General features: G+C 59.4%; 11 protein-coding genes. 4 read left to right on the forward strand and 7 right to left on the reverse strand.

What is annotated here, in order from left to right:
* Positions 1-36: 36 nt before the first annotated feature.
* The 5 genes from nrdE to HNR05_RS11780 form a co-directional block, all read right to left on the reverse strand.
* A complete protein-coding gene (gene nrdE / locus HNR05_RS11760) occupies positions 37-2142 on the reverse strand; it encodes a class 1b ribonucleoside-diphosphate reductase subunit alpha (RefSeq protein ID WP_218869150.1) in 2106 nt (701 codons plus the stop codon).
* Between the two features lie 29 nt (positions 2143-2171).
* Complete coding sequence (gene nrdI, locus HNR05_RS11765; protein ID WP_179579182.1) at positions 2172-2576, reverse strand: class Ib ribonucleoside-diphosphate reductase assembly flavoprotein NrdI; 405 nt, start codon at positions 2574-2576, stop codon at positions 2172-2174.
* Positions 2577-2659: 83 nt separating this feature from the next.
* Positions 2660-2893, reverse strand: coding sequence for a glutaredoxin-like protein NrdH (gene nrdH, locus HNR05_RS11770; RefSeq protein ID WP_179579183.1), 234 nt, complete (start codon positions 2891-2893; stop codon positions 2660-2662).
* Positions 2894-3282: 389 nt separating this feature from the next.
* Positions 3283-5028 carry a glycosyltransferase family 2 protein gene (locus HNR05_RS11775; RefSeq protein WP_179579184.1) on the reverse strand — a complete coding sequence of 582 codons (1746 nt, stop codon included), beginning with the start codon at positions 5026-5028 and terminating at the stop codon, positions 3283-3285.
* Positions 5029-5097: 69 nt separating this feature from the next.
* On the reverse strand, positions 5098-7506 hold the full coding sequence (locus tag HNR05_RS11780) for a glycosyltransferase (protein ID WP_343062568.1): 2409 nt from the start codon (positions 7504-7506) through the stop codon (positions 5098-5100).
* Between HNR05_RS11780 and HNR05_RS11785 the strand changes: the two genes are divergently transcribed.
* Together HNR05_RS11785 and HNR05_RS11790 are read left to right on the forward strand one after the other, a co-directional pair.
* Positions 7418-9193, forward strand: coding sequence for a glycosyltransferase (locus HNR05_RS11785; RefSeq protein ID WP_179579186.1), 1776 nt, complete (start codon positions 7418-7420; stop codon positions 9191-9193). The genes HNR05_RS11780 and HNR05_RS11785 overlap by 89 nt on opposite strands.
* 7 nt (positions 9194-9200) lie before the next feature.
* Entirely contained in the window at positions 9201-10514 is a 1314-nt protein-coding gene (locus HNR05_RS11790) for a rhamnosyltransferase WsaF family glycosyltransferase (RefSeq protein ID WP_179579187.1), read from the forward strand.
* Between the two features lie 123 nt (positions 10515-10637).
* On the opposite strand, the gene HNR05_RS11795 is transcribed toward HNR05_RS11790, so the two are convergent.
* Together HNR05_RS11795 and HNR05_RS11800 are read right to left on the reverse strand one after the other, a co-directional pair.
* Positions 10638-11384, reverse strand: a complete 747-nt coding sequence (locus HNR05_RS11795; RefSeq protein ID WP_343062569.1) for an ABC transporter ATP-binding protein — start codon at positions 11382-11384, stop codon at positions 10638-10640.
* The gene (locus HNR05_RS11800; RefSeq protein WP_179579188.1) at positions 11381-12199 is read right to left on the reverse strand and encodes an ABC transporter permease; all 819 of its coding nucleotides are present in this window, start codon (positions 12197-12199) and stop codon (positions 11381-11383) included. Before HNR05_RS11800 ends, HNR05_RS11795 begins: the two co-directional genes overlap by 4 nt.
* A gap of 80 nt (positions 12200-12279) precedes the next feature.
* Here HNR05_RS11800 and HNR05_RS11805 point away from each other — a divergent pair, with 80 nt between their 5' ends.
* Both HNR05_RS11805 and HNR05_RS11810 read left to right on the forward strand, forming a co-directional pair.
* Positions 12280-13689: a glycosyltransferase gene (locus HNR05_RS11805; protein WP_179579189.1), complete on the forward strand. Its 1410-nt coding sequence runs from the start codon at positions 12280-12282 to the stop codon at positions 13687-13689.
* Between the two features lie 8 nt (positions 13690-13697).
* On the forward strand, positions 13698-15092 hold the full coding sequence (locus tag HNR05_RS11810; protein ID WP_179579190.1) for a glycosyltransferase: 1395 nt from the start codon (positions 13698-13700) through the stop codon (positions 15090-15092).
* Positions 15093-15513: the final 421 nt, after the last annotated feature.

Below are 15513 nucleotides of genomic sequence, written 5' to 3' on the forward strand. Positions count from 1 at the left end.
CGACACGCTCGACCCGCGAGAGAGCATCCAGAAAGGCTAGAGCATGCAGCTGACGCAGCCGTCAACCTCGGTGCCCTCGAGGGCGAGCTGGCGCAGACGGATGTAGTAGATCGTCTTGATGCCCTTGCGCCAGGCGTAGATCTGCGCCTTGTTGATGTCGCGCGTGGTGGCGGTGTCCTTGAAGAACAGCGTCAGCGACAGTCCCTGGTCGACGTGCTGGGTCGCCGCCGCATAGGTGTCGATGATCTTCTCGGCACCGATTTCGTAAGCGTCCTGGTAGTACTCCAGGTTGTCGTTCGTCATGAACGGCGCCGGGTAGTAGACGCGGCCCAGCTTGCCTTCCTTACGGATCTCGATCTTCGAGGCGATCGGGTGAATCGACGAGGTCGAGTTGTTGATGTACGAGATCGAACCGGTCGGCGGCACGGCCTGCAGGTTCTGGTTGTAGATGCCGTGCTCCATGACGGATGCCTTGAGCTCGGCCCAGTCGGCCTGGGTCGGAATGGCGACACCCGACGTCTCGAACAGCTCGGCGACGCGCGCCGTGGCCGGCAGCCAGGCCTGGTCGGTGTACTTGTCGAAGAACTCACCCGAGGCGTACGCGGAGTCTTCGAAGCCGGCGAAGGCGCGGCCACGCTCGATGGCGAGCTTGTTCGAGGCCCGCAGCGCGTGGAACACCACCGTGTAGAAGTAGATGTTCGTAAAGTCGATTCCCTCGTCGCTGCCGTAGAAGATGTGCTCACGCGACAGGTAACCGTGCAGGTTCATCTGGCCCAGGCCGATGGCGTGCGAGAGGTCGTTACCGTCTTCGATCGAACGCACGGAGCTGATGTGGCTCTGTTCCGACACCGAGTTGAGGCCGCGAATGGCGGTCTCGACGGTCTGACCGAAGTCGGGCGAATCCATCGACAGCGCGATGTTCATCGAGCCGAGGTTGCACGAGATGTCCTTGCCGATGGTGTCGTAGGAGAGGTCTTCGTTGTACGTCGTCGGGGTGTTGACCTGCAAAATCTCGGAGCACAGGTTCGACATGTTGATGCGACCCTTGATCGGGTTCGCCGCGTTGACGGTGTCTTCGAACATGATGTACGGGTAACCGGACTCGAACTGAATCTCGGCGAGCGTCTGGAAGAAGTCACGCGCCTTCATCTTCGACTTCTTGATGCGCGGGTCGTCGACCATCTCCTGGTACTTCTCAGAAACCGAGATGTCAGCGAACGGCACGCCGTAGACGCGCTCGACGTCGTACGGCGAGAACAGGTACATGTCCTCACCCTTCTTCGCCAGCTCGAAGGTGATGTCGGGGATAACAACGCCGAGCGAGAGGGTCTTGATGCGCACCTTCTCGTCGGCGTTCTCGCGCTTGGTGTCGAGAAAACGCATGATGTCGGGGTGGTGCGCGTGCAGGTACACCGCGCCGGCACCCTGACGGGCTCCGAGCTGGTTGGCGTAGCTGAAGGAGTCTTCGAGCAACTTCATCACGGGGATGATTCCGCTGGACTGGTTCTCGATCTGCTTGATCGGCGCACCGGCTTCACGGATGTTGGAGAGCAACAGTGCCACGCCGCCGCCACGCTTCGACAGCTGCAGCGACGAGTTGATGCCGCGCGAGATCGACTCCATGTTGTCTTCGATGCGCAGCAGGAAGCAGGAGACGAGTTCGCCGCGCTGGGCCTTGCCCGAGTTGAGGAAGGTGGGGGTGGCCGGCTGGAAACGACCCGCGATGATCTCTTCGACCAGCGCGGTGGCGAGGGCTTCATCACCCTGGGCCAGTCCGAGGGCGGTCATCACGACGCGGTCCTCGAAGCGCTCGAGGTAACGTTTTCCGTCGAACGTCTTCAGCGTGTACGAGGTGTAGTACTTGAACGCACCGAGGAAGGTCTGGAAGCGGAACTTCTTCGAGTAGGCCAAGTCGTTCAGGCTGGTGATGAACTCGAACGAGTAGGCGTCGAGCACGGCCTGTTCGTAGTATTCCTTCTCGACCAGATAGTCGAGGCGCTCACGCAGACTGTGGAAGAACACCGTGTTCTGGTTGACATGCTGCAGGAAGAACTCCCGCGCAGCCCTCTTGTCCATGTCGAACTGGATCTCGCCGTTCGGTCCATAGAGATTGAGCATTGCGTTGAGGGAGTGGTAGTCCATTCCCGCCGTCGCATCGAGCTGGCTGGCTGTCACGGCTGTTGCTTCCAAAATGTGTCCAATCCTTCATTGACGATGCACACATCGTCTGGTGTTCCGAAAACTTCAAATCGATAGAGGTGGGGAACCGTGCATTTCGCAGCAATGATGTCCCCGGCGAGGCAGAATGCCTCACCGAAATTGGTGTTGCCGGCGCCGATGACGCCGCGAATCAGCGAGCGATTGCTCGGGTCGTTGAGGAACTTGATGACTTGCTTTGGAACAGCCCCGCCGCCATGGCCTCCCCCATAGGTGGGAAGGCACAGCACATAGGGTTCGTTCACGTGGAGAGGCTCGTCGCGCGCATAGAGCGGAATGCGTGTGGCCGGTCGGCCCAGCTTCTCGACAAAGCGGTGCGTGTTACCCGACGTGCTCGAAAAATAGACGAGCTCGGTCATCAGACACCCCCTTCTTTCACGGGACGTAGCTCAGCGGCTTCCCGGCGTGCGCCGGGAGCAGCTGCTGAATGGAGCGGAACAACTCAGGCGATGCGGTCGGCGAGTTCCTGGATCTTGTCGGGGCGGAAGCCGGACCAGTGATCTTCGTCGGTGATCACGACGGGTGCCTGCAGGTAGCCCAAAGCCTTGACGGCCTCGAGCGCGTTCTCGTCGACAGACAGGTCGAGCACGTTGTACTCGATACCTTTGCTGTCGAGGGCGCGGTACGTGGCGGTGCACTGAACGCAGGAAGGCTTGGTGTAGACCGTAATTGCCATGTCGTGAGACCTCTCTGGTCAGTCGAAAAAATGGAGAGAAAGAGTGGGACCAGGCGGCGTCTCCCCCGTGCCGAACCGATACCACAATACTACATCTAGTGATTTGAAATAGGAACGGCCACTAGATGCAGTAGTTACAATTATGTAGTTATCCACCGACATTCCACCGGTTGCCCCCAGGACGCGAACTCCACTTGCCCTGTATTACGCGGGAGTCACGAGAGTTATCCACAGCCTTCGCGTTCGCTTATTTTCTGCCTGTGGATAGTCGCCGGGCGTGTCGCGTTGATAACCCGATGTCGTGTTTGGCAGTGCAAAGTTGCACAAGACTCTTGAGCACGATGCAGGCCCGCAGGTGCCACCGACACGAGTCTGTCCCCGCACGAGGGTCAGGCGGATACGCCGTCCCGCAAGACCAGAGATTCGCCACTGAGATCACCATCGGGCATCGGGGTGAACCCGTGACGTGCACTGAATTCCGCGACCGGCATCGCTCCGGTGGCGTATATGCTGGCCGGCCGGCCACCAGCGATGACACGGGCCGCCTCGCGCGCCGAGCCGATCCAATCAGCCACCGCGAGCACCCCCGACTCGCCAATCACGATCACGTCGCCGGTGGATTCAGCGAATGCGAGATTGAGCGCGGTGGGTCGACGCACATCCGTTGCAGTGCGCTGGATGCGCACCCGCCTGTCGCCCAGGAAAGCCGCTGTCAGAATGGCCGTCTCGGCACGGGGCGAGGCTGTGTCCATCACGACGATTTCCACGTCGGCGTCGCCGCCCAGCTGCAGCAGCGACTCGATGGTCGCTAGCGTCTGGGCCCACTGCCGGCGGGTGCGGATGAGCACTGACGTACGGCCAGTGACGCGGGAACCAAGCTCGCGATCAATTTTAACCCAATCAAGCAGATTCTTCTCGAGAACCACCAACCGCCAGAGTGGGCTTTCGCTCGTCGTGATGCGGTCGCCGGCGCTGGCACGGTGGTCATAGAGAACGCCGATCATCGGCACGTAGACCAATTCGTGGTCGCGCAGCAAGCGCAGCACCAGGTCGTAGTCGACCCAGCGACGGAGTCCGGTGTCGAAGCCACCCTCCGCGACAAGAATCTCGCGAAGAACGATGAGTGCGTTGAGGTCGACGAGGTTGCGTCCATCGAGCAGGTCCTGCCGCTCGGCCGGTGCCCCCAGGTATTCGCGTTCTCCTCCGTCGAGCTGAATCTCGACGGCCGAGTAACTGCCCGACGCTTCCTGGGCCTGCAGTTCGGCGAGCGAGGCGCGCAGGAAGTCGGGCGTCCAGACGTTGTCAGAGTCGAGAAATGCAATGTAGCGCCCCGCGGCATGCGCGATTCCGTTGTTGCGGGCCGCCGAGACGCCCGCATTGGCCTGGCTGACGAGGCGGATACGGGCATCCTCACCCTGCAGCCCGGCCAGAAGTGCTGCAGTGTCATCGGTCGAGCCGTCGTCGACAATGATGAGTTCCCACGATCTGACGGTCTGCTGCCGCACCGACTTGATGGCGGCGCCGATCAGGCTCGCCCTGTTGAAGGTGGGCATGATCACCGAGACGAGGGGGGTTCCCGTCGAGACCGGCTCGACGGCGGGGTCGAGCGTTGCGAGAAATCGTTGCTCCCCGGCCACATCCCAGTCAGTCGGGTTACGCCGACGCGAGCGGGCATCCTGTTCCCAAAATGTCTCGGCGACGCGGGTCAACTCGTCGCGGGCTTGTTCCAGCGCGCCATCGGTTTCTTGCCCCTGGCAGGATCGGAGCGCCGAGACTGAAGATGAATCTGACTTCAGAAATTGATTCAGCTCGGCAGCCAGTGACCGACGTCCGCGCACCGCCCTAAACAATGGTCCGCTCGATGAAAGCGCGCGATCTCTGAAAAGCGCGACAAACCAATCCGAGTTCACCGACTGGTAGGCGATCCAGGACGGCTCGATAAGTGGATGCACCGTGCTCGTCGTTTGCACGGCTCCCGCGAGACAGTGACGGATGGCATCGCGGTCGGATCGCAAGTTCAGACCAGTTTGAGCCGCAAAGTAAGCGGAGTCGAACAAACCGGCGCGCTGAATGCGCCACGTCCAGTACCTGAGGCGAAGCTTGTCACGAATGGTCATTTCGCCCGACTTCGTCATCACTATTGCCTATTCCCGCTAACAACGCCCCAATGCGGTCGCGCCGCGCTCTACCAGGAATTCGTTCAATCATGCCGCGAACTCAGTCGACATCATGAATGGCGTGAAACTTCGCGCAAAATCAAACGCACTCCGTGACTCCTCTCCAGCGGAATCGTCGCAGTCAGCCAAAACCTGCGCGACCGATTTGGCCGGATCGGTCCGGTCGAAAAAGTGCACCCACGGCTGATAACTGAACTGATCCACCAGGTGCGGCTCGTCGGGGATGACACAAGAAATGCCGTACGTTGCCGCCAAATGCACGTTGCCCGAGTTACGGGTGCGGCCATACGGGAAAACGGCGATGTCCGCAGCAGAGAACCAGTCGCCGACGGAATCGTCGTCGATGAAGTTGTGGTCGCGGATCAGTCTCACCGAAGTAGGCGGCTGAACGTCCAGGTCCTCCCGATCCTCCTCGCGCGCGTATCCGGCCAGCATCAGCACGATTTCCTTCTGTTGCACGTCGACGAGATCGACAGCCCGGAACAAATTGGTGAGCCCCTTGTATGGTTTCATTTGCCCGAAGAACAACCCCGCAGATTCCTGATCAGAAATTCCGAACTCTGTTCGTGCCTCGAGACGAGGAACCTGAGCGCCATACATTCCCTGATAGCCCGGGTGCGCAATGTGAATGGTCTTCTCAGCGGGGATTGCATACAGCCCCGCAACGACCTCACGCGTACCCGGTGCAAAGATATGAATCAGATCGGCCGAGTGAGAAAGAACCCGGCGAAGTTCGATCTCCAGATCCGCATAGGCAGCGTCGTGTGGGAGGGCATTGTGAACCGTCCACACGACGACGACACCGGCTGACTTCGCCTCGACCACTGACTCTTCGAATTGGGCGGGCCTCTCCGCCGCCTCGGCTTCGGATTCGGCGCCCTGGCAGATCGGACGCGTCCAATGCATGTGGAAAACGTCAAGCGAACGGAGTGTGGCAACTTGGCTCAACATGTCTTTAAAGCGAGAAACGCGAAGGATCTTGGCGCCATGGGCTTGAGATGCCAGGTAGAGATTGTTGAGAAATGGGTTTTGGTTCCAATGGGGGAACTCCAGAATGCGACTCGCTGCCACACCTTGCTCCACCGTAGCCAGTTCCGTGCCGTCGGCTTCCGGCAATGTGTCCAAACCCTCCGCGGGCGAGGCCTTCAGATAGGTCACAAAAATGAGGTGTGGGGTTCCGTAGGGGAACACCACGGCGCCAGAGCCTCTGACCACGAATGTCGGGGGGCCCTCGAGTTTTGAGCCCCGGCACACCCGAGACTCGACAACTGTGCCCGAGGAATGAACGATACGTGCCGAAACGCTCCAGGCCTCTTCGAGGAATTCCTCGGAAACAGGCATCACTGCCCGCCAGCGGAGTTCTTCGGAGGCAGGTGCGTGCCACACCCCCACACGCAGACTGCGAACCGTAGGAGAGTTCCCTGAGCGACGTACAAGCTCCAGCTTGTCGCCGGTGCTCATTTTTTTCCCGATGGTCGCGCGGCCGGACAGAAGGATCCCCGCGCCAAAGGAATCAAATCCTTCGACCGCCAACTCGAATGGAGCAACGGCCAGCGCCTGCAATTCGGCCGCCCCTTCGATATCCCCAGCGAGAAGTGCGGTCAAAAGCACTCGCTCCAGCGGCTTCATTGCGGCCTCATGTGCAGCCTTCTCGGCTTCAGGCCGGAACGACTGAAGCAGCGTCGCCACGAGTTGAATGTGGCCATCGCGCATCTGATCCACGCGAAGCAGGGAAACCAGAACGCAGTCCTTCAGGAGCACGGCCGACAGGTCAGCCTCATCATGATTGGTCACATCGAGCCGACGGATTGCAGCCAACGCAGTGTGGTCGAGCACAAGCCTGGGCTCGTTGACATGGTTGACCCCGGTTCGCTTCTGATCGAACAGATCAGACTCTTGAGCCCAATGAGTTGCCCGGCGGCCATCCGCATAGAAGTCTTCGCCAACTCCTGTAGCGATATCGGATTCGCTTCCGATAAGGCTGCCGACGAGAATCTCGTAGGCGTTGCCGGTGAGCACGTCATCAGAATCGGGAAAGGTTACGTCGGTGCCACGTGCCAATCGGAGCCCACGATTTCGGGCTCGTCCGAGCCCTCCGTTCTCGAAGGAATGTACCTGCAGTCGGCTGTCTCGCTGGGCATGAGCAATCAAGCTGTCGAGAAAGGCGGGTAGCCACTTCTCCACTCCATAAATTGGCACAATCACTGAAAGGGTCGGATTCGCACTCGCGGGCAACAGGCTTCCTTCGGGTGAATTATGATTGCATTTTATCGATCGTGCTGCCGGGGACTCGGGCATTGACGAACAAGATACTGTGTAGGGATGAGCCTGTGCCACTGGTCGCTCCGTGAAACCCCCATTCAAGCACACCCTCCTCAGCGTGATCGTTCCGGTCCACAACGTTGAATCTTGGATTTTCGACTGCATCCGCAGCATTCAAATCCAGGCAATCGAGTCAATGGAGATTCCGGTCATCGACGACAATTTGACCGATCGAACCGCGGAGTTTGCTCAATCGTTGGCCGAATCGGACCCCCGGATTCAGGTGCTTCGAAGCCCGAAACCAGGGGGAGCGTCAGCTCGGAATTTTGGAACCTCTCGAGCCCAAGGGCGCTATCTGGCGTTCGCCGACGGCGACGTTCTCGTGCCGCCCGGCGCCTACTCCGCGCTTCTCAGGTCGCTGGGGGCCAGCGGATCAGATGTCGCCATGGGCGAGTATCTGACATTCACCCCCGATCAAGCCTGGAGCCGCCACAACAACCTTCCCATTTATGGGGCGAAGCGGCAGGGACTCACCCTCGAGGACGAGACGCGTCTGCTTCGCGACCGGGTGTGCTCGAACAAGATCTACGACGCCGACTGGTGGTCGTGGAACTCAATTGAGTTTGCCGATTCTCTTCGTTCCAACGACATCTTCGCGATGACCAGAACCTATATCTCTGCAACTGTCGACATCGTCCCTGACATCATCTACCTCTACCGTAAGCGCGTTGGACGAACCTCGATGACGGCACAACGCAATTCTCTTGCGTCGCTGCATGCCTATTTTGCACAAGAGATCGCGTGCTGGCGGGCGTTGTCAACAACCGTCTCCGATTATGTTCTCGAAGCCTACATTCTGGGAATTCTGAGCTTCGATGTATGGAATCATGCGCAGACGCTCGTCGACAGGCCGAGTGCACCCGTTTCTGACGCAGAAAACGCTGTCTGCGCGCAGATCTCTGAACTCATCGCTGCTGCCCCCGACACTGCATCGGCTGAGCTCCGTCACACGCAGCGTTGGGCGTATCGCATCATCGAGTCGGGTAAACTCGAGCCAATGGGCCTCCTACCCGGGCATCAGGAATTCGACCTCATGTTCGTCGATCTCTCCCACACTGATGAGCACTTCTCGCAGCTTGAGCTGTTAAAGGTCTTGCTCGGTGATGCCTCCGCCCACCTCTTCGTTACAACTCTCCTATACCGCCTCCTCAACGACCTTTCGGCCGCTTGGGAGGTGCTCGATGACGTTTCCCTGCTCAGGAAGTCGGAGACTCTTCTTGAGTTCCAGCGACGGTTCGTTGCACGCACCCGACTCACCCCGTTTGAACGGGAGGCAATCAATGCCGCGCACGACCACAATCCTGACACGCTTCGACTCGCGCTCGGTCTGTTGTCCAGCGACATCAATCCAGTGGGCGTGCGAGTCAAAGCCATAGGCGTGATGAGCGCGGAACCAGACCTGGTGGTTTCAGATTTCCTAGCCTCCCGGCACGATTTCAGCTGTTCGTCGATGCTCAAGGGCCCTCGCGCGGCAGAGCACGAACTCTCGCGCCGGAGGACTGCGGGATCGGTGCCCGCAGAACACAGAATCCGCACGCGTGGCCATCTGTTCACGGGGTGCTGGAGTCTCGTTCATTCGTGCAAGCGGGGTAGCGCCCAGATTCAATTGCCAGCCGTAGCTGAACCCAGTTTCGGGCCAGCAACCCGGCCGAGTGACTGGGCACTGTGGAAGGCTGAGCCAACCAGCGGGAACCTCGTGCTGCACGTGAAGCCCACCGCGTGGGTTCGGGTTCGGCCTCGCCTCGGTTCAATCAAGCGACGCGTCGGCAGTCTCGTCTCCACGCCTACTAACGAACGCTAAGGGAATTATGTTCACACGAGTGCTGACCGCATTACGAGACGTAGCGACATACAACGCACTTCTCGTGCGCTCCGGGTCGTTTCGCGCCGATGCGATGAAGGCCTACTCGGAATGGCTGCTTGCTCAGCGCCCGACCGTCCAGGTTCGACGGGAAATCGCGCGCGTCACCCCTGCAGCCGTCCCCCACACCGGTTTGAGTGGAGCCGCACTGGCGCTGGCCGCCACCTCGCAATCGGATCACACGCCCCGGCGCATCAACATCGTCTTAACTGATTTCATCCCCAATCGTGCGTTTGCCGGAATCCACACCGCGTTGGATGTAGCCGACAAGTTGGGAGCACGAACGGGCCTTCCCGTGCAGCTTGTCACGTTGAGTGAACGCTTCGGCGCCAACGAGGCAGCTGAGGCGCGGACCGTGCTTACTCAGCGCTTCGCACGGCCGGTTAATGTCGTCTACCGCGACGCTCTGCTCGACACGACTTTCAATCCGGACGACATCTGGGTCGTCACTCATTGGACCACGGCACATCCCGCTGCCGTCGCTGCCCGGGCAGGCGTGATTCGCTCTGAAAACGTCGTTTATCTCATCCAGGACTACGAACCCGGATTCCATGCGTGGTCGACCGCGCATACGGTGGCACGGTCAACGTACGACGCTGGATTCCACCACCTGGTTAATTCCGCCCCCCTGGCGAAGTATCTTCGAGACACTGCAGGGGTGGAAATCGACGATGAGTGTGTGTTCGCGCCAGCCCTCAATATCGCGCGCATGCAGGAGGTCGCGCGTTTGCGTGAGCGAGGACCCGTCCGCGTTCTGTTCTACGGTCGCCCGAGCAAGCCGCGCAATCTCTTCTCCCTCGGTGTCGCAGCGATGATGGACGCAGTGCAGCGTCTGGGGGATCGCGCGGTCAGCGTTGAGTTCATTTCTGCCGGCGAAGCCCATGACTCAATCGATCTCGGCGCGGGCGTCCAGCTGAAAAGCGTCGGGGCACTTCCATGGGACGCCTACTTCGCGCTCCTGCCGACCGCAAGCGTTGTTCTGTCACTCCAGGCAAGCCCCCATCCGAGCCACCCTCCACTGGAAGCCGCAGTGTCGGGCGCGATCGCTGTGACCAATGAGTTTGCACAGACCCGCAACGACCTCCATCCGCGACTGTCCGCGGTGTCGGCCGACCCGGAGTCGCTCGGTGCTGCGCTCACCGATGCCATCAATCGCATTTCCGACGAAGGCCCCGGAAGTTATTCGGGTCTCGCAGATGGGATTCTGGGCAGCGAAATCGACGGGGTCATCGATACTCTTGCCGGGCGGATCGGATTCTGATCGGACTCGTTGCACGAACCCAACGACCCCGACCCGTCTCACCGCACGCTTCACCACCCGTTTTGGGCGAGGAACATCGACCGATCAATCAGCGGATGTCTCGACCGGGTTAGTTGCTGAGCGTCAGCGTTTGTCACCCTCTGCGATGTCAGCGGCATAGGCCGCAAGCACGGACTTGGAGTCCCCATAGGCACTCAGAGTGCCATTGTTCAGCCATGCGGCGTTATCGCACATGTTCTTGACCTCTGACATCGAGTGCGTCACAAGAATGACTGTGCGCCCTGATTCAGTGAACTCGAGAAACTTCTGTTTGGACTTCGCTTTGAATGCTGCGTCACCGACCGAGAGAACCTCATCCACGACAAGGATGTCCGGCTTCACGTGGATGGCAACCGAGAAACCCAGGCGCACGTACATGCCGGAGGAATAGTTCTTCACCGGCTGGTCGATGAACTTTTCAACACCCGAGAAATCGATGATCTCGTCCAGCCGGCCGGCGATATCCTTCTTCGACATTCCTAGAATTGAGCCGTTGAGAAAGATATTCTCGCGCCCAGAAAGCTCAGGATGAAATCCGGATCCAACCTCAAGCATCGACGCGGCCTTGCCGTTCATCGTAATCGAGCCGCCATCGGGATAGAGAATCTTGGCAAGACATTTCAGGAGGGTCGACTTGCCAGATCCGTTGCGACCTATAAGCCCAAATGTCGACCCTGCCGGAACTTCAAACGACACGTCACGGAGCGCCCAAAAGTCCTCGGCGACCTCCTTGCGGCCACGCATGACCGCTGCCTTCAGCGAGTTGTTGCGCTCCTTGTACAGTCGAAACTTCTTCGACAGGTTCTCGACAACTACAGCAGGCTCACTCACAGCATTTCCGCCAGTCTCTTTTCATTGCGGGAGAACACGAGGTAGCCAACGATGAACATCCCTACTCCCCAGCCCAAACAGACAAGAGAATCGTTGAGGTCCGGCCATCGGTTGTCGTACATCATGCTGCGAAAAACGGTGACGAATCGTTCAAGGGGGTTGAGCTTGTAAACCTGGAGCACCCATTCGCCATGGGTTTTCGCTGCCGACTCAACGAGCGCAATCGGGTAGATGATCGGCGTCAGGTACATCCACATCTGAAGGCCGATCGCAGTGAAGTGTTGCATGTCCCTGAAATGTACGTTCGCGATCGCGAGCAACATGGCGAGACCGACGGCGAACAGCGCCAGTAGGACCATAAAGACAGCCACCAACGGCACCCATGGCAGAACAAAACTTCCCGCAATGCTCAAAACGACTGCGAGCAGAGCCATCTCGGTGAGCCAGGTGAATCCCGTCGAACCCGCAATTGCGAGCGGCAAATGCATCCGTGGAAAGTAGACCTTCTTGATGAGTCCCGCGTTTGCAACAATTGAGGACATCCCCCCGGTTACGACCCGGGTAAAGAAAAGCCAGGGAAGCAGCCCACACATCAGCCAGAGCGGATAGATGTTGAGTCCGCTTGGATCACCGACGCTTGGTCGTGCCTGAAAGATGAAGGAAAATACGATGGTGTACACCAACATCGTTGCGAGCGGGTTAATGAGCGACCATAACTGGCCGAAAACAGTGCGTCGGTATTTGCCCTTCACTTCCCGCATGGTGAGGTTGGCGAGCAATTCGCGAGTTGCGAACAGTTCGCTTTGATAACTCATTTAGCGGCTCTCGATCGTGGCGCGGCAAGGAAATGCCCGGGACACCCGGGCTGCCCGACCAGTATAGACAGCCACTCCGGGTGTTGATTGCACCGTGGCGACGCGTTGGACCAGATATGGTGGAATGCAACATGCTCGTTTACTTCATCAACCACAGCGTCGCACCTGCGAATTTAGGCGGAGCCGAGCGGTCGATGATAAAGCTCGTCGAGGACTGGTATGCGAGCGACCCTGATTTTGAAGCGTTCTTCATCACTAAGGCCCCTCGGGGCCTCTTCATCAAGGCAATCGAAGAACGCGGATGGAAATATAAGGCGTTTGCGTATCGCGGGTGGACTATCCCCAAACACGACGCCCCTGTCAGCGAGATCACCTACTTCGCTCGTTACGACTATGCCTCAACCCTCGACATCATCAAGCTCATGGAAGAGCGACGCCCCGATCTCGTCGTCACCAACACCATCGTGGCACCGTGGGGCGCCTTCGCGGCGAAGACTTTGGGCATTCCTCATGCTTGGTTCGTCCGTGAATACGGCGACCTCGACCACGGGCTTGCCTTCCAGATAGGCCGCGCCGACACTTTCACCGACATCGGGATGCTATCCGAGGCGGTCTTCGCCAATTCTCACGCCGTGAAGTCCCACATTGGGCAGTACCTCGACGAGTCGAAGGTGTCGGTTATTTATCCCGGCCTTGATGTCCCGCGGATTCAAGAACTGGCAAAGGAGCCGCCAGCCCGTGCGCCGTTCCCTGCGAACGACAAGAGTCTCAAGATCACGGTCGTCGGCCGGCTTGCCAAGTCCAAGGGCCAGTGGAGGGTCATCGACGCGCTCGGAGAACTGACTGCACGCGGTGTCGATGCCCGACTCTGTCTCGTCGGATCATGGATTGATCCCGGCTACGACATGCAGATGATGAAGCGGGCAGCGGGACACGGAGTGGCCGATCGCCTCACTATCGTCGGTGAACAGTCGAATCCATTCCCCTATTTGGCAGCTGCTGATGTCTGTGTCACGCCGTCGAGCATCGAGGCCTTTGGGCGCACCACTCTCGAAGCGATGATCCTCGGAAAGCCGGTCGTCGCAGCCGCGCGAGGCGGCAGCGCCGAGCTCATTGCGCATGACGAAACCGGGTATCTCTTCGATCTGCAATCGCCCGCGGAGCTGGTGGATCACCTTGAGCGCTACGCCAACGATCGAGCCCTTGTCGCACAGCACGGTGCTGCTGCGAAGAGTCGGTCCGGTGTATTCCAGTCCCACGAGTTCAGCAATGCTGCGGCGATCGAGCGGTTGAAACATACGTCGACGATGCCTGCCTATCGACTCCCAAGCATCGCGAGATACTGGTTCAGCCTTCCGGAGCACTACTTTGATATCCGGCGCGCTCCAAGGATCACAATTTCGTTCATCATGACTCGGTTGGGCGGGAGAACGCGCGCCTTGTTCGTGCGCCCGTTCAGCGCCCTGCGCCGGCGAGCGCAGCGCTCCTAGGCCCTGAGGTGACCAAGACCAATCCGGTGACCGTCGTGATACCCATATATGGGGATCTTCCCGGCCTCCTCGCCTGCATCGCCGCAGTCACGTCTTCAGTTGACCTCACGCATCACTCGCTGCTTCTCGTCAACGATTGCGGCCCAGATGCCGAGAATATCGAGCGGGCAGTGCTATCCGCGGTCAGCGGCACGCCTGGCGTGAGGTATGAGCGCAATTCGCGCAATCTCGGCTTTGTCGGCAATTGCAATCGCGCCGCGCTCGAGCTTGACGACTCGACGAATGACATTCTGCTGCTCAACAGTGACACGATCGTCACGCCGGGCTTTCTCGACGAAATGACCGCGGTACTCCACGCGGCACCTGAGCACGGCATCGTGTGTGCCCGCAGTAACAACGCGACAATTGCCAGCCTTCCCTATCGTCTCAGGCGGCCAGGGGCTAAACGAACTGCTGAGCGCACGACCGAAGTTTACGCCGGTGTAGTGAACGAGCTTCCTGCCTTCAGCGTTGCTCCGGTCGCGATGGGTTTCTGTTTTCTCATTCGCCGCGAGTTGATCGTACGGTTCGGCCTCTTCGACGAGATTTTCTCGCCCGGCTATGGCGAAGAGAACGATTTCTGCCTGAGAATGCGCGAGCACGGCTACCTCTCCCTCATTTCGCATCGCGCACTTGTGTTTCACGCAGTCGGGCAGAGTTTCCCCTCCGAACAGCGGATGCAGCTGCGCGCTGCCCACGAGAGAATCCTGGTGGGTCGGCATCCGACCTATACACAGTCTGTCCAGTCTTATCTGAAACGAACGGCCGATCCTGTCGATGTTTTTGCCGATGCAATTGTTCCGTCAGATGACGTCGTCCGGCTGCTCATAGACTGTGAGGGCGCACCTGTCGGGCTGGCGGCAAATCTGTTACGCGCCGCAAACGACGCGAGTCACCTTAATGCACAGGTGACGGTGAGTGTGCCGCCCCGGCTCGGCGGGCTCATTCGCAGTGCATATCCCAATCTCAGTGTCGTGGATCCGGATCATCTGAGCGGCATCTGGGATGTTGCCGTGACTGTGACCGCTGATCCAGCGCCGCTCCAACGCGATCGTCTGACCCGAGCCAGCCCACGGGTCGTTGTCATTGGCGGGGAGGAACAGTACGAGCAGTGGTCCGTCGCCGTGTTGCCTTCTGATGGCTGGGACGGTACGTCACTTCTGCAGACGCTGTGCCATGACTACGGCCGCGCAGCTATCGATTTTGGACTGCTTCGAAAGCGGTGGTCAGACAACGCTGACGATGCAATGCGCCTCGCAATCCCATTAGTCGCGCCGACCCGCTTGCGTTCACGAGTGGTTCAAGCCCTGGAGCGCAATACGCCGGCGCTCGCGACAATCATGCGAAAAGTGCTGCGACACTGAATCAAATGCGCCGACCATGTCCGAGAGTCTGCGACCATGTTAGGGGGGCGTGTCCCCTCACGGTCGGCTTGATAGCCACAGCAAAGGGGAAATTCAGTGCGCTCATCCGGATTCACAGCTCTTGGATGTCTCGTCGCGGTCGCGGCCCTGCTCATTGGCACCTTCGGCCCGGCAGATGCAAGCTTCGCCGCTCGCGCCCCGTCCGGCGCCCCGATCGCAGCTGCGTCAGCAGGCGCGCGGACGATCTATGTCGCCCCAAACGGAACGGATGTGCAGAAGGAGTACAAGGTCTGGTCCACCTTTACGGGTTGGAAAGAGTACAGTCGCCTCACATGCCTTGATACACCGGGCTGGAAACCCTCATCGAGTTCAGCCCAACTGGCCTGTCCTGAGCCAACCCCCAGCGCACCGTTGAGGAATA

Origin of the sequence: Leifsonia psychrotolerans, from assembly GCF_013410665.1 — a bacterium.
GTDB lineage: Bacteria > Actinomycetota > Actinomycetes > Actinomycetales > Microbacteriaceae > Cryobacterium > Cryobacterium psychrotolerans_A.

What these genes read in the sequence shown, in the direction of transcription:
- HNR05_RS11800 (WP_179579188.1), bottom strand. Translation starts at nt 12,199, where the DNA reads ATGAGTTATCAAAGCGAACTGTTCGCAACTCGCGAATTGCTCGCCAAC.
- HNR05_RS11780 (WP_343062568.1), bottom strand. Translation starts at nt 7,506, where the DNA reads ATGCTGCGGATGCAGTCGAAAATCCAAGATTCAACGTTGTGGACCGGA.
- nrdI (WP_179579182.1), bottom strand. Translation starts at nt 2,576, where the DNA reads ATGACCGAGCTCGTCTATTTTTCGAGCACGTCGGGTAACACGCACCGC.
- HNR05_RS11775 (WP_179579184.1), bottom strand. Translation starts at nt 5,028, where the DNA reads ATGACGAAGTCGGGCGAAATGACCATTCGTGACAAGCTTCGCCTCAGG.
- nrdH (WP_179579183.1), bottom strand. Translation starts at nt 2,893, where the DNA reads ATGGCAATTACGGTCTACACCAAGCCTTCCTGCGTTCAGTGCACCGCC.
- HNR05_RS11790 (WP_179579187.1), top strand. Translation starts at nt 9,201, where the DNA reads ATGTTCACACGAGTGCTGACCGCATTACGAGACGTAGCGACATACAAC.
- nrdE (WP_218869150.1), bottom strand. Translation starts at nt 2,142, where the DNA reads ATGGACTACCACTCCCTCAACGCAATGCTCAATCTCTATGGACCGAAC.